The organism is Paenibacillus sp. M-152 (assembly GCF_003856555.1).
Classification (GTDB): Bacteria; Bacillota; Bacilli; order Paenibacillales; family Paenibacillaceae; genus Paenibacillus; species Paenibacillus polymyxa_C.
The window spans coordinates 4702523-4726562 of sequence record NZ_CP034141.1; the positions used below are offsets into that span (position 1 = coordinate 4702523).

Genomic DNA, 24040 nt, shown 5'->3' on the forward strand with positions numbered 1-24040 from the left:
AACAAAAAAATAGCTGCACATTTGAGCATTGGGATCGAATGATTCAAATGGCTCATATGAAAAAGGACCCAGCGTAACTGCTTCGGTCCTTTTTGATTTATCCTTTATATTCGTCATGCGGTAATAGCCTTATCGAATCTCAGACGGACTTTTTCCTGTATACTGCTTGAATTGGCGGCTGAAGAAAAAGATGTCGCGGTATCCCAAAGCCTCCGCCACCTCAGTCACATTCATTCCGGCATGTAGCAGTAGGTGCTGTGCGCGCTCAATCCGCATGCTGATAATATGAGATTGCACAGAAACACCTAGCAGCTCCTTGAATTTTATCGAAAAATAACGCGGTGACAGCCCTGCACGTGCTGCCAAATCCTCGACTCGATGAGGAAGTCCCGGATGCTGCCGCACGTAGTTAGCCGTTTCTCGAATGACCTCGGTGAGCTGGTTACTGGCCTGTTGCTCCTGCGGTTCCTTCCGGTCTGCACGCAGCAGATGAATCATCAGTTGCTTTAGGATCAGCCTGCCCTCCTCATCAGCCCCATAGGCACGCTCCAGACGCAGACGGACATATCTGGCAAGCATATGCTCCACCTCGAACGTTTCCTCCAGCATACGGTAGCTGGCTGGTATTTGCTTGGGTTGTTCGGTGAGATCAAAATGAATATAAGTAAGTATGAGCGGCTTTTGCGGATTATGTGTGGCGCGGGTATCGTCTCCCGGTTTGAACAGAAAGCAGCTGCCCTTGCTCACCGGATAGGCTTCCCCATTTAATACAACCGTCCCTTCTCCGCTCCATACATAAAATAAATCATAGTTTGGCATCGGCTTCTCGCGTACCTGCCATTTCCAGCCCGGCTCGCACACAATTTTGGCAAAGGCCGGCAGCAGGATAAACGATGACGCAGATGTATCCAGCAAAATCTGCACCTCCTTTTGTTCATCTCTGGTTGTCCTGTTATCCCGTTATTTTATAATATAAGCGCAGCGCCACGATTAAGCAAAAAATACGCTCTTATGCCCCCTAATGCTTGTGCGTGACGCTTACCGTGTGTAATGCTATAATATGTAATCAAAATGACTTGGAAGGATGAAACGGGAATGAATCCACTGGCAGCGCAGTTAAATCAAAACATTCAGACAGGCAACGAGCATGTATATCAAATGCTTTCTCTTTTAGGTAAAGAGATTTATTTTCCAAAAGAAGGGATCTTGAGTCAATCTGCCGAGGCAGGGAAACTTGCTAAAAAATATAATGCTACGATCGGGATTGCTACTGAAGGCAATGGCCCTATGCATTTGGAGGTAATTCAGGAGAAGCTGTCCGCTTATAGTCCTAAGGATTTATATCCTTACGCTCCCCCTGCGGGCAAACCTGAACTTCGTAGCGTATGGCGTGACAAAATGCTGAAAGAAAATCCTTCGTTGGCTGGAAAAGGCTACGGCCTTCCTGTAGTTACGAACGCGCTGACCCACGGTTTGAGCATCGTTGCCGACCTGTTTACGGATGAAGGAGATGCTGTCATTTATCCAGATAAAAACTGGGAGAACTATGAACTGACTTTCGGTATTCGCCGTCATGGACGTTTGGTGAATTTTCCGTTGTTCACAGAGGATCACCGTTTTAATAGTGAGGGTTTACGCGAGGCGCTACTAGCGCAGAAAGAATACGGCAAAGCGATCGTTGTACTGAACTTCCCGAACAACCCGACAGGCTATACACCGGGCATTGAAGAGGGTAAAGCTATTGTCGCTGCCATTCAGGAAGCGGCGGAAGCAGGCATCAATGTCGTAGTTGTGACAGATGACGCTTATTTTGGCCTGTTCTTCGAGGACTCCCTGCATGAATCATTATTCGGTCAGCTAGCCGGACTTCATCCGAGAATTTTACCAGTCAAAATTGACGGAGCTACCAAAGAAGAATTCGTTTGGGGCTTCCGTGTCGGATTCATTACCTTTGCTTCGGAGCATCAGGATGTACTGAGTGCGCTGGAACAAAAAACACTAGGGATTATCCGGGCAACGATTTCGAGCGGGCCTCACCCATCTCAAACCTTCGTACTGGATGCCCTCAAATCACCCGATTTTGAGCAACAGAAGAATGAAAAGTTCCAAATTATGAAGGGGCGGGCTAATAAAGTCAAAGCGTTGCTCGATAGCGGAAAATACGGGGATGTATGGAGCTACTATCCTTTCAATTCAGGCTATTTTATGTGTCTCAAGCTGAACGGCTTGTCTGCTGAACGACTGCGCACTCATTTGCTGGAGCAATATGGGGTAGGCACGATTGCATTGGGTGAATACGATCTCCGTATTGCGTTCTCATGCATCGAAGAAGAGTATCTGGAAGACCTATATGACATTGTTTATCGTGGCGCACAAGATTTGTTAAACGCCTAATCTGTCTGTATCAGGTTAAATATATAGCATAACTAGCGGTATGCCAGATATTAGGGCATACCGCTTTTGATTGGCTGACTATTGTCCATCACACGTCCGCACAATTATCCTTCCGCAGCGAGCAGAGATTCCTGTGCCAGTGGTAGGAGGATGACGACCTCCGTTCCGACTCCGGGCTCACTTTCATAGCGTATACTCCCGTTCATGGCTTCAATAATTCGAAAGGAAACGACCGTTCCCAGTCCTGTTCCTACCTCTTTGGTTGAAAAAAACAATGTACCCACTCGTTCGAGATGCTCCTGGCTCATGCCTTTTCCAGTATCCCTAATACTTAGACATGCCTGCTCTTCCTGAACCGTCAGCTTTATGTATACCCTGCCTCCATCTTCCGCAGCTTCAATCGCATTTTTCGTCACATGTATTAACGCCTGTAGCAGCTGGTTACGATCTGTATGTATGTAAATTTCATTCCTTAGCTCTGTATACAGCCTTACGCCTTGCTTGTTCGCCATTGGCTTCAGAAGCAAAACGATCTGTTGAACCATGCCAGACAGATCCATCCGTTCTGTGTTTCCAATCTGCGGTCTGGATAAGTTCAGATAATCGCTAATAATTCTTTCAGCCCGATCCACTTCTGCCAGTGCCAAAGCAACATATCTGCGATTTTTCCCTTCTAATTCTGACTGGACCATTTGCAGGAACCCTTTTACGACGGTTAAAGGATTCCGTACTTCATGGGCCATAGAGGCTGCCAGTTCACCCAACGTATTCAGACGCTCGGCATATTTAATTTTTCTTCTCATTTCTTCTCGCTCCAAACTAAACTCCATCCAGAAAGAAGAAGCTCCAATACTTAGGAATTGAATCACACCGAACCAGAGTATTGAACGGATCAGCTCAATCTCATCCTCATCCAGTCTGCCATTGATCCAAGAATGTATTAAAAGAAAAATCAGCATGACCCCAGTAATCCATATACTCATTACCATATTCATGCCCACTCGAAGCACCATGCTTTTGAGCTGCATAAATTTGTTTCTTACCAAGAGAGGTCCCAAATAACACAACATCATGCTCGGAAGCCCCACCACCATAGACTCAGGGCCTACATACATGCGAGCCATTACCATTAGCGTCACATTCATTAGACCTGCCGTAGGACCAAAATATAAAACAGAAAGGATCAAAGGAACATAGCGAAGATCCCAATATAATCCGTACCAAATGTACGAAAACATAAGGCAAAGCACAGAAGAAACACCCAGCACCCCTCCCATAAGCAGCGGGGTATGCTTCCTATGCCGATGATCCGACAAAGCGCTATATACGAGTAACGGTACAAACACAAGAAATATGTTCACGAGCAGCTTATCTACCAGCATCTCGTCTTTCCCACTTTCCAAGTGATAATGATTACATACTTCTTCTATTCTCGATAATACGTACCTTTTCCTCTCTCATCTCCTGCATCTGATGAAAAATATAGGGCGATTCGGCAACACACCAGAACATTGGCCCACGCAATCCAAAAACCCAATTCATAAGATACGATGTATCCTTTATCACAATGACCGAGAGGAGAATGAGCATGGGAGCAGAAGAAACAAGAGGCGGTTACGGTGGTTATGGCGCATTCACAAGCACAGGAACAATTTTGGTGCTGTTCATTTTGTTAGTTATCATCAGCAAAACGATCTTCGTTTAAGCAGACGGATATCTGCACCCACGACTACCATAGCAGCGAATGTACAAAAAAAGGCTAATCCGCAGGCAGCTCAGCTTTTGCTGCTTGCGAATTAGCCTTTACTTTATTCACACAGATATAGGTCACACTTCTTCCTCATCCTGTCCATCCAAACGCCATTTTTTGGCTTGAGTACCACGGAGCAGGAACACAACAAGGACTCCCCCAACCAATATAAGCACTGTAGACAGTAGATCCTCCGTTCCTTTTGCCAGAAAAGGAAGCCACAGCACCACCGCAGCCGGCAACGTCAACCGAACAACAAAGTCAAGAAAAGACGCACGGCGACTATGCGCAGGAATCGGATATAACTGAAGCCACAACGAATCCCTGTGATACTGTCTTAAAGAAGTGATCTGAACACCTATGAGGAATATAAAAAATAAATATACGGCAATACCAATCCAGCTAGCATGGGTGATATATATAATTAACAGACCCAGAATACCTAACCGAATGACAATGCCTGCTGGCTCTGTACGCAAGAACGTCTTAAACAGCAGGTAACGATACGCTCCCCTTCTGTTCCAAGGTATGTTACCACCCAGCCAGGACAGCCAGCGGCGCGGCGTCACTCTCTGCGTAAGGGCAGGCACATCGACAAACCAGCCCAACGTACGCATCACGCGAGCAGCCTGCATGCCCTCTGTGCGGATCAGTTTTTCCCAAGCCACTAGCAGTTTGACCGGTAAACGCAGAACAAGCACGTACACCACGCTAACCAACACGATAAATGGCAAGCTGTGTAGCGGAGGCTGCCATAGCCATGCGGCTATCATCAGCACAGCCAGCACCCACCGCAGGAGACGATAGCCTACACTCCCGCCAACCGATACCATGCGAAGCTCCTGCCAGCCGCCGTAGCTAAATAGCAGCTTCAGCAGCACGAACAGCAGCAGAGTCAGTAGCAGCGGCTTAGGCGCAGCATCACTGCGAATATACAGCGGCCACAAAATAATGGACAGCAGCAGCAAACCGAATATTTTATATACCACGCCTCGAATCCGGCTGGCCTTGAAATACTGGGGCATCGCGTGCTCCTGGGGACGAAGGAAGACAATATCTGCCTCATTCAAATACGTTCGAAAGCTCGCATGCGCAATTGGAATAGCTACAATAAGCATGATCCAGCGGATGGGCAAATCCGGCGGAATATGCATCAGCAAGGACGTGTACCATGCGGCAAAGGCAATCAGCGCAAAGCCGAAGACCACTGCAAGGCCGCTCTGAATGACATAGCCCAGATAAGGCAGCACCTGTCCCCAAAACGCTAGACGTCTTTCTTTATGCAAACGTTGCAAATCCATGCTCATTCCCTGCCCTGTACCAGCTCATAAAATGCATCTTCCAGCGGCATGCCCGGCTTACCCGCCTGTGCTGTCACTTCGTCCAGCGTACCCTGAGCGATGATGGCACCCTGATGAAGCACAATGAAACGATCGCAATAATTTTCAATCGTGGACAAAATATGAGAACTGAGCAAAATAGACGAACCCGAACGCTTCATCTCCAACATAAAGTCAAGCAGGGAACGAATGCCGAGCGGGTCCAAACCCAAAAAAGGCTCATCTATGACATACAACGGCGGCCCCGCTAAAAATGCGCACATAATCATCACTTTCTGGCGCATCCCTTTGGAGAGATGCATCGACATACTTCCGCTTTTATCCCGCATACGGAACAAGTCCAGCATTTGATCGCTGCGCGTCCGGAAATCTGCTTCGCTGACTCCGTATGCTCTAGCCGTAAACTCCATATGCTCCATCACTGTCATTTCAGGATACAGCTCTGGAGCTTCGGGTACAAAAGCAATAGCTCCCTGATACGCTTCGGGATTCTCATCCTGCTTATGCCCCTGTACGCGAATTTCTCCGGCCTGCGGTGTCATCAGTCCCAAAATATGCTTCATGGTCGTGCTTTTCCCGGCCCCGTTCAGACCGATCAGTCCCACCATTTCTCCCGGCTTCACATCGAGCGAAATCTGATGTAGTACCGGGCGTTTGGCGCTGTATCCACCGGTCAGTCCGTTAATTTGCAACACAGGCTGTTGTTCCATGGCTCCCCCTCTTCTCCCTTACTCGTTCGGTTTTGATCCTTTTTCCTTCAGCCATCTTGGCGCACCCTTGTTTTTACGATCACGCTCGCGCTGTGCCTTTCCTGCTTTGGATAAGGCTGCTCCTTTGCTCTTGCCTGGAGCTGAACCGTTCACGGAATTCCTGCCTGGACGCCCTGCTTCAGTCCGAACAGGTGTCTTGCGGTTTTCCGTCACTGTTCCATTGGAAATGGATCTAGTCTCAGATGGCCTTACAGGGGCACGCTTGGCATCCGCCGGGCGCGGCACTACAACTCGACCTCCGTACAACGCACGCTCTGCAATATCGATTCCCAGCTCACGAGAAAACTTACGCATGATGAACGTTTCGCGGTCGGTCACCACCGACACCACCAGTCCTTTGCGTCCCATACGTCCTGTCCGCCCTGCGCGGTGAACATAAGCTTGACTATCCGTAGCCGGGTCAAAATGAATGACCATTTCAAGCCCCTCAATATCCAGACCACGGGCTGCCACATCCGAAGCGACTAGCACTTTGAGCTTGTCCTCGCGGAACCGAGCCAACACGTTGCTGCGCGTGACTTTATCTGCATCTCCATACAAGGATGCCGTAGTTAGGCCCATGTGCTTGAGCTTGGCTTCAATTTCCCCGATGGCATTGGTCGTATTTACGAACACCAGCGCTTTTCTCGGATTAAAATGCCGTACCAGACGGCGCAGCATATCCACCTTATCCCGTTCTTCGGATACAAAGTAGTAATGTTCCAGTCCACTGGCCGTCTTCTGATCAGGATCAATCCCGATTTCTACGTAATCAGGCATCTCCCGTTGTGCCAATGACTGAATTTCATTATTCAGCGTTGCGGACAGGAATACCAATTGACGATCACGCTGAGCAGAGCCCAGTATATGGGTCACATCGCCGGCTCCGCCGAGCTGGAACATCTGATCCACCTCATCAATGACAATTGTTGTAATATTGTGCATCTTCAGCTTTTTCGAAGCAATGAGTTCCCGTACACGTCCTGGTGTGCCTACCACAAGCTGTGGATGATCCTTTAGCTTTTCGATTTGGCGCTTGATTGCCGCCCCACCAATCAAACCTAGTACACGGATTCCACGATGCTCTCCGTAGCGCTGACCCTCACGTACAATTTGCATGGCCAATTCCTGGCTTGGAGCCAGTATCAGCTTTTGTGTAGCCTTTTTCTGTGGGTCAATGGCTTGTAGCAGCGGTAGCAAATAAGCCAGTGTTTTGCCTGTACCGGTTTGTGAGCGCGCCAATACATGCTTTCCCTTCATTATTTCCGGTATAGCCTCTGCCTGAACTGGCGAAGGCTGTGTAATTTCATGCTCGGTCAGTTTGTCTAACAGATCTTGTTCAACGCCGAGCGCTTCAAAATTCAATGTCATGAAAAGGTCCAACCCCTATACGTAAATTCGTTACTCTCCATTATATGCGAAAATAGCCCTGTTACCAAATCACAAAAATAAAAGATGTCCCTCACCACACCTAATGGCTACGGGACATCTATTATTTCTTATTCATCACACCATGCCCCAGCCTGTCGATCAGTCTGGGAGCTAATTGATACAGCTTGAGAAAAGGAGATACCCAATGCGGCAGATTAACCTCCTCCTTGCGGAGCTCCATCGCCCTTACGATATGCTGTGCTACCTTATCAGGTTTTAGCATAAACCAGCCAACATTCCGCACATAACCCCCTGAAGGATCTGCCAGCTCAAAAAACGGTGTATCAATCGGCCCGGGGTTAATCGTCGTTACAGTCACTCCACTTCCGCGCAGTTCTTGCCGGAGCGCATTGCTGAAACCGAGCAACGCATGTTTTGTGGCCGTATAAGAAGCCGATTTGGCTGTCCCGATTTTCCCAGCCATCGATGCTACATTCACAATCTGCCCATCGTTCCGCTCTGTCATTTGCGGCAGAAACGCCTTGATGCAGCGAACAACCCCCATATAGTTCACGTCCATCATTTGTTCAAACTCTGTCAGGTCGGTTTCATTAAAATACTCAAACTTTCCGTAACCTGCATTGTTGAGCAATATATCAACCCGTCCGTACTTTTCCAATACTCGTGCAGAAACAGCCTCTACCTGCTCCTGGCAGGTAACGTCCAATGGGATCAGCTCATGCCTGCCGCTGATTCCCGCAGATACTTGCTTCAATCGCTCCTGCGAACGTGCTGTTAAAATAGGAATCGCGCCCTTTGCGCTTAACAACTGAGCACAAAGGGCGCCAATCCCACTGGATGCACCTGTAATCACAATTACCTTATCCTGCAATGTACTCATGGTCATCCCTCCACATTAAAGAAACTTACTCCTTTAATATTAAGAGATCATCACCTGAATATCCAGCTCACCGATTCCTTCCACCGAAAGCGGAATACAAAGGGCGCGCTGGGGCACAAAAGTGGTCAAGTTTTCTGATTTCATGACCTGCGGAGGGGTGATATCCACGACAATTCCCTGACTGGACAAAATTGTACTGGCATTGCCACTAATCATATTGCCCAATTCCGAAATTGCGCTTTTTCCCATCTCATCAATTTCAGTCAACACAAATCCGCCCATCATCGCCGATACCATACGTAGCGCCACCTGTTCATTCAGGCCGAACACAATATTTCCGCTAAGCTGTCCGGTCATCCCGATCATAATCCAGATATGGTCGTCCACCAACTCGACATTTTTCACACCGAGATTTCCGGGTAAAGGAGAAACTTGGATCAATTGTTCAATGACCCGTCTCGCCGACTCCAAAAAAGGATTTATCACTTCTGCCTTCACGATCATTGCGCCCCTTTACGATGGGCTTTTAGACACACAACAAAAGTCCCATTTAAATTTGAATTTTTATTTAAATAATGCTGGATAACGACTCAACCTGCAATAAAATACTCTCTCTATCACTTATCGACAGCAGTCCGGCAATTTTTTATAGCTAAAGCACAAAAAATGTGAATAATGTCCTATATCTTTACTACAAGCCGAATCTAGACTGGTTATTTTTAAAGTATATCAGGACTTTAGTCTTTATTCCCCAATATACCACACTTTACGGTGTACTGCTTCGATTCATTGCCCTTCCTGCTCGAATAACCTATAATCTAATGAAATAAAGCATAACGATGGTTTTACATATAAACAAGTAGATTGGCTAAACTCAGTTTATACAGCTGCGACAAGCTAAAGAAAAGAGAGGAGGAACTTCATGAACATCAGTCAACTTGAAACCCTTATCATGATTTCCAAAACGATGAGCTTCCGTAAAGCCGGAGAACTTCTCAATTTGACGCAGCCGGCGGTGTCCGCCCAAATCAAAAGTCTAGAGGATGAGTTCAAAACCATTCTGATTGACCGCAACCAGCCCGTCACCCTGACCGACCGGGGAGTTGTTTTTTTGGAACACGCCGAGCGCATATTGGAGGTTGTTGAGGAATTAAGACAGAGATTGTATGACTTGAACGAAACACCGCAGGGTCACATTGCGCTGGGTACCACAACATCCATCGCCATTCAAATTTTACCGCGTGTGCTCTCCTACTTTCAGGATCAGTTCCCTCTCATCAAAACCTCCATTCAATCCATGGCCTCCTCGATGATCTATCAGCAGGTGGAGAACGGACTTATTGATGTTGGTATCGGTTATCTGATCGAACGTAATCCCAATCTAAGCACTTCAGTCCTGTATTATGATTCTTTTGAGCTTGTCGTATCTCCTACACATCCGCTGGCCTCGCAACCACACGCTACTATTGAAGCCCTTCGGGAAATTCCGCTCATTCTGCTCTCTCCCGATACGGTAGGACGGAAATTCGTGGACGATGTTTTTAAAAAGCACCAAATTGTGCCCCATGTCGTGATTGAGTTGTCCAGCAGTGAGGAAGTCAAACGGATGGTCGAAATCAATCTCGGAGCTGCCATAATTTCCAGACTGTCAGTCACTTCTGAGCTGCGTACAGGCACATTAAAAATGATCCATATTCCCGAGCTGGAAGTTAGTCATCCGGTAGGGGTGATTTATAAGTCCGGCCGTTATCTAAACTCAGCAATGCAGCAATTTTTGAGCGATCTGAAGGGGATGCCGGAGACGAATTTCACCAATTCTGAATAACGTAATTCGCTATGAACAACATACACAATATAAACCTTGGTTACGAAAGGAAGACAGTCCATGAAATTTGATCTGCACACCCATCATTTCCGCTGCGGTCATGCAGACGGCAACATTCGGGATTACATCGAAGCAGGTATTCAATCAGGCTTACAAGCTATTGGTATTTCCGACCATTCCCCCTTCCTATGTAGCGAAAAGGATCAGGCTTTTCCTAAAATTTATATGGCCAAGTCACAGCTTGCTGAATATGTAAAAGAAGTACAGGAGCTTAAGCAGGAATACGAGGGCCGTATTGACGTGCTCCTTGGATTGGAAACGGATTATTTCCCTGATTTTGCTGAATTGTATCGTTCCACTTTGGCTCCTTATCCATTTGATTACCTTATCGGGTCGATTCACAATGTCGAAGGGGATAGCATTTTTAACCGCAACCGTTGGAAAAAATTAAGTGACGCTCGTAAAGTCGAGGTCAAACAAGCCTACTATGCGCTCATTCAGCAATCTGCGCGAAGCGGCATGTTTCAGATTTTAGGTCATATTGACGCAATGAAAGGGAATTTCCCTGCCTTTTCAGACATTCCTGCCGATGAAGCCATTGACGAAACCTTGCGAGTGATTGCGGAATCCAATGTGGCGATTGAAATTAATACTTCGGGTAAAACCAAGCTGAGTGGCGGATGGTACCCCTCTGCTTCTATTTTAGAAAGAGCACACCATTTTGGTGTGGAGGTCACTTTTGGTTCGGATGCCCATAAGCCTTCACGGGTAGGCGACGATTGGGAAGACGTAAAAGCGATGCTGAAGGATATCGGCTTCCAGGAATGGGTTTATTTTAAAGAAAAACGTAAAATTCCTGTGGCGCTTTAAAATATATTAAGGGTGGGAATCGCTGTTGCAATGGGATTCTTGAGAAATCCTTATATGGGGTAACAATCCCATTGCAAAGGCGAACACTACGCTTCTCCAGATTCAAATCCTCGCTCTGCTACCAATCGCCTTAAACCGTACAACTCCATTATTTTAAATAAACAACATCTTTGTGTGAGGAGAATTACATATGCAATTGGAAGATCCTATGGACAAGCTCAAAAAGCTAAAGCATGATATCACGCGATTTATGCTCATCTATAAGTTTGCACTCGACGAAATGGAAACCAAGATTGAAATATTAAAGCAGGAATTTCAAGCATTGCACGATTACAGCCCAATTGAGCATACCAAATCACGCCTTAAATCTCCTGAGAGCATCATGAACAAAATGCTTCGTAAAAATAGCGAATTATCGCTGGATGCTATCAAAGATTCTATCAAGGATATCGCGGGCTTACGTATTACTTGTTCTTTTATTTCTGACATTTATGATGTCAGTAACATGCTTCAGAGACAGAGTGACCTCAAGGTGCTGGAAATCAAGGATTACATCAAGAATCCCAAGCCGAACGGTTATCAGAGTCTGCATTTGCTGGTTCAAGTTCCTGTATTCATGTCGGATTGTGAGGAACTAGTCTGCGTAGAGGTGCAGATTCGAACCATTGCGATGGATTTTTGGGCAAGCCTGGAGCATAAAATCTTTTATAAATACAACCAGTCTGTTCCCGAGAGTCTGACACGTGAATTAAAGAACGCAGCGGATTCCGCTAATGCGCTGGATCTGCAAATGGAACGTCTGCATCGTGAAATCAAGGAGATTAAAGATGCCAGAGGTGAAGAAGACTCTATGGAAGAGCTTCGAAAGATTATGATTAATAATCAGCAAATTACGGTGCCAGCCAATTTTTTGAAGCTTCTAGGGGAATAATTTTAATCAACCAATAGCATGTTTATTCAAAAATTGAAGAATAGAATCATTGATTAAAATGGGCTGTTCTCTAAGCATGTGCGGTCGATGACTACAACCCGGAGCAACTAGATAACGTGAATCTTGGACCCATGAGCATAATTCCTGAAGCTGCTCTTCTGTGGCAAAGTCGTCATGTTCACCAGCAATAAATAATGCAAGGCACGTAATGCGGCTTAACTCATTACGTGTCAATTGCGGATATTGGCGCCAATCCTGAGCGCTCTGATGCATAAATTCCTGCCAATTACCTTGATGCGCTTCCTCATGGCGTTCCATCATTTGATGGATCATTTCATAACATTCGTTTTGGATGAGCCACTCCGGCTCAAACTCATCTGCCCCCTCAGGACATGCGACTCCACTACAGCCAATAACTAGCACATGTCTCCATTCGGTATTACACAATCGTGGTACATGGATACGTCCAAAGCCCAGTCAGAGGGATACTCCTTTCTCTCCCTAAATGAATGGCTTCCAGAGCTGGTAACCAGCCTGAACCGTACCTATGAATTATAAAAAAAGAGGACCCGAAGCTTCGGGTCCCAGCAATTTATATGATTCAAAGGGGGGTCATATCTATGTTGTACCCAGTCTATATTAAAGTAGTTTTGCAGTTATATTTCATTTTTGTAACAAAATGAAATACAAATGAGCGCAGCCAAGGCAAGAAGGCCACTCACCGCCACAGAAATAATGAATGCCCTGATATAATCGGACAGATTAGCATCTGAAAGCGTGTGATTGAGCGAGGATAAGAACAAGATACCGATCAAAGCGACACCCAACGAATTAGCCAAGTACATAAAGGTCGTAAACAAGCCTGAACCCGTTCCTGCCTCTTCAGCCGATACAGCACCAAGGGCGACATGGGCCAGTGGCGTTGTGGTCATCCCGAGACCTAGACCCTATACACCTAGTAGCATGATATTTTGAATATGACATAAATGGATTGTATCTAGATGTAACGATCCCTTCCCTTACCCAAATGAGGCGGAATCGTGAGTTAGCCCTTCTTTCCTGATTGGTTCTAACTATAGGATAACAAAAAAAAAAGAGGACCCGAATGATCGGGTCCCAGCAACATATATTATTCAAAAGGGGGTCATGTCTGTATTGTACCCGTACTGTGTTAGAGTTGTTTTGCAGTTATATTTCATCTTTGTAACAAAATATTCCAATGTTATTTCTATGCATAATCCCCTTGGGTCAGCGAAAATACCAATACACTCGGCACCTCTCCTGAGGGATCATAGGCACCAATGGTGCGCAGCAGGCGCATCTTATTTTTCATAAGCACACGCATAGAAGCCTGGTTATTCTCTTGGCAACGGCTTTCGATCCGCTTGAGCTTCAAAGACTCGAAACCAAATTTCAGCATTTCTCCTACGACTTCTGTAGCCAGTCCCTGTCCCCAAAAAGGCCGATCCAGAATATAGCCCAGTTGTGCCTCACCCGTTCTTTCATTCCATTGCTGAAAAGAAACAATACCGAGCAACGGTGAGGAGGACCGTTCGTTGAATTCATCATGCAGATTGCTCTCTCCTGTATTTCTCCGATGCCATTCCACCGCAAAATGTAGGGAGTCCAGTGAGTCAGCTGATATTTTAATTTGCGCAATCAGACGTCTCATTCTTGCATAGACTGGCTTGCGAATTCGATTCACATATTGGATTACCAATGGATCGGATAAGATCCGCTCCAGCGCAGGATAATCCTCCGCTTTTAGCTGGCGCAATCGGACTCGGCGAGTGTAAAGCTCCGGCAATCCGAGACGAAGCATTTCTCTGGTCAGCACAATGTTCCCTCCTGCGGATGGATTCTGCTTTTAGCAATGCATATTTCCATACTTAATCCAGGTCCTGAATTCCCCGGTAAATTCCGGTACGCAGCTCTCGAATATAATATGCCAAAGAAGGCACATCTGCCTCCTCTGCTTGTTTTACTGCCAATTCTATATCATAGGGTACGCGTACAAAATGAATGGAAAAAGGCGTGAGCTGCTCCTCTCCCCATCGCCCCTCTAAAATGCAGTAGGAAGCCTGGGTAATATCCAACGGATTCCCGACACTCCCAACGTTAAAAAGTGTTTTTCCCTGAAAATGCTGGATAAAGGCATTATGCACATCCCCATATCCCACAACCTCTGGAGCAAAAGGTACTTTTCCACTTTCTTCAGCTAGCGGATCGAACATGGCAAGCCTTTTGGCTGGCTCATTCCATGGCTGTACGCGGTGATACACACTTTGCGGCGAGGCATGCACCAAGCGGATACGACGTCCGCTCATTCTGAAATCATAATGAAACGGCAACTGTGCCAAATACTGCACTCGCTCTGCACCCAAACGTTCGGCTTGCCAGCTAAAATTGAGATCATCCGTTATGCTAACCAGTTCATCCCAATTGCCCCGAACGACGACTTCACAATGTTGGCGGATAGCATCCAGAACCTCGCACGGGCTAGGCCCTTTGCCGATCAGATCCCCCAAACAAAACACACGGCTAATGCCTCGGGAAGCAATATCCTCCAGCACCGCCTCACAAGCAGGCCAATTGCCATGAATATCTGAAATGACAGCAATACGATCCATCTGAATCTCACTCCTTTGTCCGAAACGGCTACATCTCTACACTACATTCAAGCCAACATTATGTAGTTCCAACATATATGATGAAGATGAAAAAAAGATCATGACCTATTGGCCAGATTTTAACGTAATAACACTAAGCTCCGGTCTGCACAGCACCCGTATTGGCAAATGTGTCATACCAATGCCTCGGCTGACATACAGTGGCATTCTATCCGTTCCCACATGAAATAATCCCTGAATGTACTTGCGTCCACCAGGGGGCGGCATCGGTGCTCCAATGACAGGCAAACGTACCTGTCCCCCATGTGTATGTCCTGACAATTGAAGATCAAAGGACATTTGTGCCGCCACATCTGCATAGTCCGGCTCATGCATCAGTAGCAGCTTGCACATCTCATCAGGCAGTCCGTGGATTGCACGCTGCGGATTGGGCTTGCCCATGATGTTATCCTCCAAGCCGACAATGGCCACACGTTGTCCCGCGCGCTCTACAACCGCATGCTCATTTCTCAGCAGTGTAAATCCGGTTTTTGGATATAGCTCCTGAACGCCGGCGGGTAAGCCTCTATAATCATGATTGCCCAGAATAGCAAACTTACCAAGGGTAGCGTGCATGGAAGCCATAACTGGAACAGCAGCCTTCATCGATACGGAATAATCATCTACAATATCGCCTGTAAAACAGAGCAAATCCGGCTCCAGACCTGCTATTCGGTCCGCAAGCTCGCTCAGATCTTGCTCATCCATGTGAAACCCCAAGTGCACATCGCTGAAATGCACCACCTTAATTCCGTCAAATGCAGACGGAAGACGAGGAAGGGACAAGTTGAAGCGTGTAATCTCCATATGATTAGGCTCCCATAAGGAGGCATATCCTCCAGCCAATAGTGCAGTTCCTGCTGTGGCTAAAGCCGCTTTTTTCAAAAAACGGCGGCGGGAAGGATTGGCTGGCTCATTTGATAAGGAACGCCGCGAAGAACCGGGAGGGATAGTGGCCTCCTGATGTGGGCCATCCTGACTCTCGCGGCGGATTTGCGACGTCTTCTTCATTATGCGTTCCCCCCTTGCGTTCTGTCCTTTCTATCTCATTTCTCAGCATTTCCTACTGTCCAGAAGCTTTAGCGATGAGTGGACAACCACTGCTCTGCATAGTCAACCAAATCCCGTTGCCTTGCGAAAAAACATGAAGCCTCTCCAATGTTCACCCGCATAAAGGATGTGGGACATTCCCGTTCAAAATCAAGTCCCAACTGCTCAAAATCATCCGAGGTAATATTATAATCCTGAAAAGACACCCACGTTTTGGTCCCATCCACCATCATAGGGGCTTGATGCGTGACAACTTCACGTCCATTGTAGGCTGTTCGATATTCTGCCAAATGTAAGGAGGTGTTGCTGTCATGTCCGCAGCCCAGCAGCAGTACATAGGCATCTGCCTCATACAGCTTTGCCAAGGGCGAATGCTCACCCAGCCCAAAATCAAGCTCATGCGCTTCCAGTAAGCCTATAGCAGCAGGTCCACATGCCGCCAGAGAAACGTGCGGATGTCCGCTGCGCACTGTTCCCGGCAGGCCACGGAACGTTTCTACAATGACGCCCATCCCTCCGGTCAGCGTCCAGGCCGGATCATAAGCAGGCATTTCCTCACGTACCAGTTCCCACCATGACTCATCCAGAGGCGGGTTCATCCAGGTGGACGGATCTGTCAAGTCGTGTGACTGTGTTGGCATCACCAGCGTCCCTTCCCGGCCAATCGCTTCGGTTAATGCGGCAAGAATGGTGGAGGCCCCGCCTGGAACAAAGCGCCCAAAGCTGCGCATCGACGAGTGAACAAGCAATGTCATGCCGCTCTGAACTCCCAGCTCCTTTAATCCTTTCATTACATCCGACCTCGTGACAGGTCGATTCGTTATCGGTTGCACAGTCACCTGTCCAGCCTCCTTTTCTCCAAAACGATACACAATATTATAATTATACCATAAGTGCTGTCCCTCGCTCCTTCCTCCATGTTACCCTCCATCATTCCTGAGCGCAAAAAAACAGGCTTTCTCCGGTTGGGAAGAAGCCTGTTTGAGTACAACCTATGGGCTGGCTCTGCTACACAGTCAGCCAGCGCTTAAACATATGCTTAGTCGTTTGCTTGTTCATTTCGGCAATAGAAGTTGTCAACGGAATGCCTTTCGGGCAAGAGCGTACGCAGTTTTGCGAATTACCACAGCCTTCTAGCCCGTCGTCCGTCATCAATGCATCCAGGCGCTCTTCCTGATTCATTTCCCCTGTCGGATGGCTGTTAAACAGGCGAACCTGAGATATCGCCGCAGGACCGATGAACGTCGTCTTCTCATTGACGTTCGGGCATGCTTCCAGACAGACACCACAGGTCATGCATTTGGACAGCTCATACGCCCACTGACGCTTTTTCTCTGCCATTCTAGGACCCGGTCCCAGATCGTAGGTACCGTCAATCGGAATCCACGCTTTGACCTTCTTGAGCGCGTTAAACATCCGGCTGCGGTCAATGACCAAATCCCGTACTACCGGGAATGTACTCATGGGCGCAATCGTAATCGGCTGCTCCAGCTTATCGACGAGCGCTGCGCATGCCTGACGTGGCTTGCCGTTAATCACCATAGAACAAGCTCCACATACTTCCTCCAGGCAGTTTGACTCCCAGCACACCGGAGCCGTCTCTTTACCTTGGCTGTCTACCGGGTTACGCTGAATTTCCATCAGCGCGCTGATCACGTTCATTCCCGGTCTGTAGGCCAATTCGAATTCTTCCGTATAGGAACTGGCATTAGGCTCATCCTGACGAGTAACCACGAACTTCACTGTTTTATTCGACTTCACTGCTTGCTCCGACATCTAAATACACTCCCTTCTGTTATTTGCTCTTGGAATAATCTCGAACACGCGGCTTGATCAGTGAAACATCAACCTCTTCATACGAAATTTGTGGTCCTTCCGGTGTCCAATCTGCAATCGTCGTTTTCAGATAATCTTCATCGTTGCGATCCGGGAAGTCCGGCTTGTAATGGGCCCCGCGGCTTTCGTTGCGCAGTAGCGCCCCTTTGGTCATCGCTTCAGCCAGTTCCATCATATTCCACAACTGCCGTGTAAACGCCGCACCCGCATTATTCCAGCGCGAAGCGTCATTAATGTTAATGTTCGAGTAACGTTCCTTCAGCTCCTTGATCTTGTGAATCGTAGCTTCCAGCTTGTCATTATAACGAACCACGGTCATATTGTTCGTCATCCACTCACCCAGCTCTTTGTGAAGAACATAGGCATTTTCTTTTCCGTCCATATGCAAAATGCGCTCATACTTCTTCGTCTGCTGATTGACTGCCGCATCAAATACCGAAGAAGCTACATCCTGTGCAGACTTTTTCAAGCCCTTGATATATTCCACAGCCTTTGGCCCAGCCACCATCCCACCATAAATAGCCGACAGCAACGAGTTTGCACCCAAGCGGTTCGCTCCGTGATACTGGAATTCACACTCACCAGCTGCGAACAGACCCGGTATATTTGTCATTTGGTTATAATCGACCCACATGCCGCCCATTGAATAATGAACAGCCGGGAATATTTTCATTGGGATTTTACGCGGATCGTCGCCGACAAATTTTTCATAAATCTCAATAATGCCGCCCAGTTTTACATCCAGCTCTTTCGGGTCCTTGTGAGACAGATCCAGATAGACCATGTTCTCGCCGTTAATACCCAGTCCATCATCAACGCATACGCTGAATATTTCACGTGTCGCAATGTCGCGAGGGACCAGATTTCCATAAGCCGGATATTTTTCTTCAAGGAAATACCATGGCTTTCCGTCTTTATACGTCCAAATGCGACCACCCTCTCCCCGTGCCGACTCGGACATGAGACGCAGCTTGTCGTCACCAGGTATAGCCGTTGGATGAATCTGTATAAACTCACCGTTCGCATAGCGAACGCCTTGCTGATACACTGCACCGGCAGCCGTGCCGGTATTAATGACGGAATTTGTGGTTTTACCGAAAATAATCCCGGGACCACCAGATGCCAGAATAACGGCATCCGCTGCAAAAGTCTTCACTTCCATCGTACGCAAATCTTGCCCGCAAATCCCTCGACAGATGCCTTCATCATCCAGTACAGCCTGTAAAAACTCCCAGTTCTCGTACTTGGTCACCAAACCCGCAGATTCCCAGCGTCGTACCTGCTCATCGAGAGCATACAGGAGCTGCTGTCCTGTCGTCGCACCAGCAAAGGCTGTGCGATGATGCTGGGTACCGCCAAAACGGCGGAAATCCAGCAGTCCTTCTGGTGTCCGATTGAACATAACACCCATACGGTCCATGAGATGGATGATTCCCGGAGCCGCTTCGCACATCGCTTTTACCGGCGGCTGGTTTGCCAGAAAGTCACCGCCATAGACTGAATCGTCAAAGTGAATCCAGGGTGAGTCTCCCTCACCTTTGGTATTTACCGCACCGTTAATGCCACCTTGCGCACAAACGGAGTGGGATCTTTTGACCGGAACCAAAGAAAATAAATGAACGTGGACTCCCGCCTCTGCCGCCTTGATCGTAGCCATTAGACCTGCCAGACCGCCGCCCACGACAATAATATTGGATGCTGCCATTTCTGCTCACTCCTTCTTTTCAGGATTTGTACTAAATCCCCTTTTACCATTCAGAATAGAATCTCAACACAATGTATAATTTAAATAACTCGTTTACAGTAGCTGTTTAAAAGCGCTGCAATGCACCAAGGCTGTTGCCGTTTCCTGGAATTCCGCGCTGCGGAATGCAAGCAGGGAAGCAACGAAGCCGATCGACACCACCACGAACAGGGTCATACAGATATAGGAAGATACTTTTTGGGCACGTGGTCCCACAGTAATCCCCCAACTGACCATAAATGCCCACAGTCCATTAGCAAAGTGAAATGATGCCGAAACGACACTGATTAAATACAAAATAAAATAGACCGGGTTCGTCACTATGCCATGCATTACGCCGCCTAGCTCCTCATGAGTGACATTACCCAGGGCTACCTGAAAGCGTGTGTCGTATACGTGCCATATAATAAATACAAACGTAATGACGCCGGAAATACGCTGGAACAAAAAGCGCCAGTTACGCGAATAGCCAAACCTTTTAACATTCGGATCAGCCTGATAAGCGATATACAAGCCATAGATTCCGTGGAACAGTAATGGCAAGTAGATGAATAACGTTTCTAACACAATAACCAGCGGCAAACCATTCAGGAAGGCCACGCTGCGATTAAAACCTTCCTTACCGCCCTCCACCGCTGTGAAGTTCGTCACCAAATGCTCAACAAAAAATAGAGCCAACGGAATGACGCCAAGAAGTGAATGCAGCTTTCTGGAATAGAATCCTCTCATCTAGGTCATGCTCCCTTCTCCCAATAATAGCGTTTTCAATAGTAATATAACATATAAAATGACAGTTCCCGACAGGGAATGTTCAACAAGGTGTCCCTTATAAGGAAAAACAAAAGTGTGAACATCTTGTGTCGCTTTCATGTTACTCCTTTTCGGCTTATAATGGAATTGCAATATACGTATTAATTATTATGTCTTTTTTGCATATAGAGAGGAAGTGGAAGATTTGTTTGAGGATTTGAACGCTTTTGCCGTCGTTGTCGAGCAGTCCAGCTTGAATAAAGCCTCCAAACTGCTGAATTTGTCCCAACCCGCCCTGTCTCGCAAAATTGCCAAGCTGGAGGAAGAGCTGGGTGTCCATCTCTTTGATCGTCGGGGCAAACGGCTCGAAATTACATCGACTGGCCGATTTGTATATACTTTCGCGCTGGAGCAACGGCAACGTCAGCTTCGCTTCTTACAAAAGCTGTCACAGCACAAAAATGAAGCCCAGAGCATGCTTACTCTGGGCGCAAGTCTTACGACACTCCAAACGACGTTGCCTACCCTCGTCGAGGCTTTCATGAGCAAGCATCCTCAGACTGAGCTAAAGCTGCTCACCGGCAAAACGCATGAAATCGTCGCCTTTGTACGCGACAAAAAAGCAGACGCCGGCGTGGTCGGGTCTGCCATTCATGAAGCTGGATTACGCTGCATTCCGTTATTTGACGATCATTTGGAGCTAGTCGTCCCCATCGGGCATGAATTAACTGTCAAGACAGGAACGGCTTCAATGAAGGACCTGCAAGGATTGCCGATGATCATTTTCTCCAAAGGAACCTGGTACCGCAGCCTGACGGATGACTTGTTCCAGCGCAGCGGCATTATGCCGGATATCCGCATGGAAATCGACTCCTTCGAGGCGATTGTACGTCTGCTTCCAACCTGCAAGGCATCCGCTTTGCTGCCCAAATCCTACTTGCGCAGCGAACTGCTGCGAGATAATGGACTTACTGCATTGTACTTGCCTGATTTGAAGGAGACACGCCGAACGACCTCCCTCATATACTCAGAAACGGCCGATCTCGGCCCGACAGCACGACGCTGGATTAGCGAGACACGTGCATCGTTTGCAGGCTACCGTATGGTGTAGAGAATTTAACCCTCTTCATTGATATTAACGACCTCATCCTCAAAGCGGCCGATATTGTCATTGGAGCCGATAATGACCATAATATCGTCTGCTTTCAGCCGATCCATAGCTGTCGGCGCGATCAAGATACCATTCGCCGTATGAAGTGCCACGATGCTGCAACCAAAGCGGGTACGAGCATTTAATTCTGCTAACGTTTTGCCATTCAGACATGCAGGCACATTGAGTTCCACAATGCTGTATTCCTTGGACAGCTCCAAATAATCGAGCAGATTAGGCGTGACCAGCTGATGCGCTACCCGAATACCCATATCTCGTTCCGGATAAATGACTCGGTCCACCCCAAGCTTCTCTAACGCACGCCCATGCAGTACAGATATAGCTTTGGCTACGACTTTTCTCACACCCAGCTCCTTCAGCAAAATGGCGGTCAGGATGCTTACCTGAATATCATCACCAATTGCAACAATGCCGCAATCGAAATTACGGATGCCCAGTGACCGCAACGCATCCTCATCTGTAGCGTCCGCCACGACAGTATGTGTCAGGATCTCACTCATACTGTCTACAACATCCTCATTCCGATCAATGCCCAGCACCTCGCACCCCATATCCACCAATTGCAAAGCCAGGCTTGAGCCAAACCGTCCCAAGCCAATGACTACAAACTGCTGCGTTTTCATATCTACTCGAAAACTCCCTTACCCTATAATTATTTTACCTTCTGGATGACGATACAATTCCTTACCCTTTTTCGGTCCCAGTGCATAAGCTAGCGTGAGTGGACCCAGCCTGCCTGCAAACATCGTCAGAGTAATCACCAGCTTGCCTACAACTGACAAATCAGGTGTAAGCCCCATAGACAGCCCTACTGTACCAAATGCAGACACTGTCTCGAACAAGATCATTAGAAAATGATGATCTTCGGTTGCGGACAGAATCATCGTCACCCCAATCACGAACAGCAGCCCCAGCAAGGTAATGGTCAAAGCCTTATAAATTCGTGCCTGCGCAAGTCGGTACCGGAACAACACAATATCTTCCCGTCCCCGCAGCATCGAAAACACCGCTCCAATGAGCAGGGCAAATGTAGTGGTCTTAATCCCGCCCCCAGTGGAGCCAGGCGAAGCTCCAATAAACATGAGTATGATGATAAAAAACTGCGTAGCCTGCCGCAAGCCTGCAATGTCCAGCGTGTTGGCACCTGCGGTACGTGGAGTAACGGACTGGAATAAAGAACCCAGCAGTTTACCACCCCAATCAAGCGAGCCAAGCGTCTTTGGATTCGTAAACTCAAATACAAAAATGACGAGCGTCCCGACGACAATCAGAGCAGCTGTCATGCTGAGTACCACCTTGGTATGTAAGGATAATCTCTTACGCTTACGATAATCTGCCAGGTCTGACATCACTACAAAACCAATACCACCCGAAATAATGAGAAACATGGCTGTAAAATTAACAATCGGATCATATACATAACCTGTCAGGCTGCGAAATTCACCGAATAAATCAAAACCAGCATTATTAAACATGGAAATGGCATGCCAAATTCCAAAATAAATCGCCCTGCCGACAGGCATATCAAATGACCAGCGAATCGAAAAAATAGCTGCACATACGCCCTCAATCATCAGCGAGTACCATAGCACCTTGCGGATCAATCCAACAATTCCTTCGACAGAGGTCTGATTCATCGCTTCTTGCAAAATAAGGCGCTCCCGCAAGGAAATGCGACGTTTGAACACCAGCGCGATCAAGGTAGCCATGGTCATAAAGCCAAGACCACCGATCTGGATCAGCGCAACGATAACGATTTGACCAAAGGTTGTAAAAAAGAGCCCTGTATCCTTAACGACAAGTCCGGTTACACAGGTCGCGGATGCGGCAGTAAACAAAGCGTCTATAAACGCAAGTGGTTTTCCTGTTGTATTAGAGATGGGCAGCATTAACAATAAACTACCTATTAGAATGATAATGGCAAAGCCTGCAACGAATATCTGCGGTGGAGAAAGCCGAAGCCAGCGTGCATTGGGATTCATCTATTCATCACTTCTCTCCTAATCCTTAAAACTATAAAAACAGTGACTTAATACGGTGTAAGCCCGCTACGCGTTCCATTTATCTTCCGATCGTCGTTGCCCCTGATTTTTTTGATTTTCCAAACCTTAAGTAGCTATAATTAGCATTCCCTGAATACAGGAAGAATGCATGTCAAACACTACTCGGCTCCCTGTGCTATTGGCGAGCAGCAGCGAAGGGGGCAGAATTGTTCTGAAGAAGCGAAGCGTTTGCCTTTATCTCCGGATTTTAACCATTAAAGGGTTTATACAATCAAAAAAATCCGGGGATAACAGCAATCGAAGGAATAATCTGAACCCGCAGCGGTCTAACCAATCCAAACACTTTTATACACACAAAAAAAGACACCGGAAAACCGAGTGCCTGACTTGGTTCCTGTCCACAGCCTACGAGGTTAGCTGACGGATTCGGACAGCACAGTATGCCCTATTTACACTTCCGGTCCATCAGGATCGGCTGTAAAATTCACCCCAGTAACATGGTTCCCCCGTTTTCTCATAGAAATTCGGCTTAAATGTATATCATTACCCATATATTTCATAGGCATTGCCTCAAGATTATAATCCTTCTCTATCCAGATCACAAAACCGATTTCGCCGAAAAAACGTGAAATTGGCTTTAATTCGCGAATAGACATCGGTTAATCACAGCTTATCTAATTTTATTA

General features: G+C 47.2%; 24 protein-coding genes and 1 riboswitch. Of the genes, 6 read left to right on the forward strand and 18 right to left on the reverse strand.

Annotated features, from left to right (window positions below):
* Positions 1–129: 129 nt before the first annotated feature.
* Positions 130–915, reverse strand: a complete 786-nt coding sequence (locus tag EGM68_RS20535; protein ID WP_016820055.1) for a helix-turn-helix domain-containing protein — start codon at positions 913–915, stop codon at positions 130–132.
* Between the two features lie 180 nt (positions 916–1095).
* Between EGM68_RS20535 and EGM68_RS20540 the strand changes: the two genes are divergently transcribed.
* On the forward strand, positions 1096–2394 hold the full coding sequence (locus EGM68_RS20540; protein WP_025674060.1) for an aminotransferase class I/II-fold pyridoxal phosphate-dependent enzyme: 1299 nt from the start codon (positions 1096–1098) through the stop codon (positions 2392–2394).
* Positions 2395–2498: 104 nt separating this feature from the next.
* On the opposite strand, the gene EGM68_RS20545 is transcribed toward EGM68_RS20540, so the two are convergent.
* Positions 2499–3776, reverse strand: coding sequence for an ATP-binding protein (locus EGM68_RS20545; protein ID WP_129549925.1), 1278 nt, complete (start codon positions 3774–3776; stop codon positions 2499–2501).
* Between the two features lie 206 nt (positions 3777–3982).
* Here EGM68_RS20545 and EGM68_RS26240 point away from each other — a divergent pair, with 206 nt between their 5' ends.
* On the forward strand, positions 3983–4099 hold the full coding sequence (locus EGM68_RS26240; protein ID WP_013372853.1) for a hypothetical protein: 117 nt from the start codon (positions 3983–3985) through the stop codon (positions 4097–4099).
* Between the two features lie 122 nt (positions 4100–4221).
* Here EGM68_RS26240 and EGM68_RS20550 read toward each other — a convergent pair whose 3' ends face one another.
* From EGM68_RS20550 to EGM68_RS20570, 5 genes are all read right to left on the reverse strand, one after another.
* Entirely contained in the window at positions 4222–5445 is a 1224-nt protein-coding gene (locus tag EGM68_RS20550) for an ABC transporter permease (RefSeq protein WP_129549926.1), read from the reverse strand.
* Positions 5446–5447: 2 nt separating this feature from the next.
* Positions 5448–6194 (reverse strand): ABC transporter ATP-binding protein, encoded by a 747-nt coding sequence (locus EGM68_RS20555; protein ID WP_013372855.1) that lies wholly within the window; start codon positions 6192–6194, stop codon positions 5448–5450.
* Between the two features lie 18 nt (positions 6195–6212).
* Complete coding sequence (locus tag EGM68_RS20560; RefSeq protein ID WP_040102951.1) at positions 6213–7604, reverse strand: DEAD/DEAH box helicase; 1392 nt, start codon at positions 7602–7604, stop codon at positions 6213–6215.
* A gap of 121 nt (positions 7605–7725) precedes the next feature.
* Positions 7726–8505, reverse strand: a complete 780-nt coding sequence (locus tag EGM68_RS20565; protein WP_040102950.1) for an SDR family NAD(P)-dependent oxidoreductase — start codon at positions 8503–8505, stop codon at positions 7726–7728.
* Between the two features lie 39 nt (positions 8506–8544).
* Complete coding sequence (locus EGM68_RS20570) at positions 8545–9003, reverse strand: chemotaxis protein CheX (RefSeq protein WP_025365744.1); 459 nt, start codon at positions 9001–9003, stop codon at positions 8545–8547.
* A 424-nt stretch (positions 9004–9427) separates the two neighbouring features.
* On the opposite strand from EGM68_RS20570, the gene EGM68_RS20575 reads away from it, so the two are divergent.
* From EGM68_RS20575 to EGM68_RS20585, 3 genes are all read left to right on the forward strand, one after another.
* Positions 9428–10330, forward strand: a complete 903-nt coding sequence (locus EGM68_RS20575; RefSeq protein ID WP_013372859.1) for a LysR family transcriptional regulator — start codon at positions 9428–9430, stop codon at positions 10328–10330.
* Between the two features lie 60 nt (positions 10331–10390).
* Positions 10391–11200, forward strand: a complete 810-nt coding sequence (locus tag EGM68_RS20580; RefSeq protein ID WP_129549927.1) for a histidinol-phosphatase — start codon at positions 10391–10393, stop codon at positions 11198–11200.
* Between the two features lie 190 nt (positions 11201–11390).
* On the forward strand, positions 11391–12131 hold the full coding sequence (locus EGM68_RS20585; RefSeq protein WP_013372861.1) for a GTP pyrophosphokinase: 741 nt from the start codon (positions 11391–11393) through the stop codon (positions 12129–12131).
* A 6-nt stretch (positions 12132–12137) separates the two neighbouring features.
* Here the strand turns inward: EGM68_RS20585 and EGM68_RS20590 are convergent, their stop codons facing one another.
* From EGM68_RS20590 to EGM68_RS20635, 9 genes are all read right to left on the reverse strand, one after another.
* Complete coding sequence (locus EGM68_RS20590; protein ID WP_129549928.1) at positions 12138–12554, reverse strand: alpha/beta fold hydrolase; 417 nt, start codon at positions 12552–12554, stop codon at positions 12138–12140.
* A gap of 233 nt (positions 12555–12787) precedes the next feature.
* Entirely contained in the window at positions 12788–13063 is a 276-nt protein-coding gene (locus EGM68_RS20600; RefSeq protein ID WP_058830431.1) for an MFS transporter, read from the reverse strand.
* A 296-nt stretch (positions 13064–13359) separates the two neighbouring features.
* Entirely contained in the window at positions 13360–13968 is a 609-nt protein-coding gene (locus tag EGM68_RS20605; RefSeq protein ID WP_058830430.1) for a GNAT family N-acetyltransferase, read from the reverse strand.
* Between the two features lie 52 nt (positions 13969–14020).
* Positions 14021–14761: a metallophosphoesterase family protein gene (locus EGM68_RS20610; RefSeq protein ID WP_129549929.1), complete on the reverse strand. Its 741-nt coding sequence runs from the start codon at positions 14759–14761 to the stop codon at positions 14021–14023.
* A gap of 105 nt (positions 14762–14866) precedes the next feature.
* Positions 14867–15811 (reverse strand): metallophosphoesterase, encoded by a 945-nt coding sequence (locus EGM68_RS20615; protein ID WP_129549930.1) that lies wholly within the window; start codon positions 15809–15811, stop codon positions 14867–14869.
* 68 nt (positions 15812–15879) lie between these two features.
* Positions 15880–16689: an AAC(3) family N-acetyltransferase gene (locus EGM68_RS20620; RefSeq protein WP_013372868.1), complete on the reverse strand. Its 810-nt coding sequence runs from the start codon at positions 16687–16689 to the stop codon at positions 15880–15882.
* 169 nt (positions 16690–16858) lie between these two features.
* Entirely contained in the window at positions 16859–17626 is a 768-nt protein-coding gene (sdhB, locus tag EGM68_RS20625) for a succinate dehydrogenase iron-sulfur subunit (protein WP_013372870.1), read from the reverse strand.
* A gap of 19 nt (positions 17627–17645) precedes the next feature.
* Positions 17646–19391, reverse strand: coding sequence for a succinate dehydrogenase flavoprotein subunit (gene sdhA, locus EGM68_RS20630; RefSeq protein WP_129549931.1), 1746 nt, complete (start codon positions 19389–19391; stop codon positions 17646–17648).
* A 93-nt stretch (positions 19392–19484) separates the two neighbouring features.
* On the reverse strand, positions 19485–20159 hold the full coding sequence (locus EGM68_RS20635) for a succinate dehydrogenase cytochrome b558 subunit (protein ID WP_025674087.1): 675 nt from the start codon (positions 20157–20159) through the stop codon (positions 19485–19487).
* A 226-nt stretch (positions 20160–20385) separates the two neighbouring features.
* On the opposite strand from EGM68_RS20635, the gene EGM68_RS20640 reads away from it, so the two are divergent.
* Positions 20386–21291, forward strand: a complete 906-nt coding sequence (locus EGM68_RS20640) for a LysR family transcriptional regulator (protein WP_058711984.1) — start codon at positions 20386–20388, stop codon at positions 21289–21291.
* Between the two features lie 5 nt (positions 21292–21296).
* Here EGM68_RS20640 and EGM68_RS20645 read toward each other — a convergent pair whose 3' ends face one another.
* Together EGM68_RS20645 and EGM68_RS20650 are read right to left on the reverse strand one after the other, a co-directional pair.
* Positions 21297–21974, reverse strand: a complete 678-nt coding sequence (locus tag EGM68_RS20645; protein WP_129549932.1) for a potassium channel family protein — start codon at positions 21972–21974, stop codon at positions 21297–21299.
* Between the two features lie 18 nt (positions 21975–21992).
* The gene (locus EGM68_RS20650) at positions 21993–23333 is read right to left on the reverse strand and encodes a TrkH family potassium uptake protein (RefSeq protein ID WP_013372876.1); all 1341 of its coding nucleotides are present in this window, start codon (positions 23331–23333) and stop codon (positions 21993–21995) included.
* Between the two features lie 408 nt (positions 23334–23741).
* Positions 23742–23894: riboswitch (cyclic di-AMP (ydaO/yuaA leader) on the reverse strand.
* Positions 23895–24040: the final 146 nt, after the last annotated feature.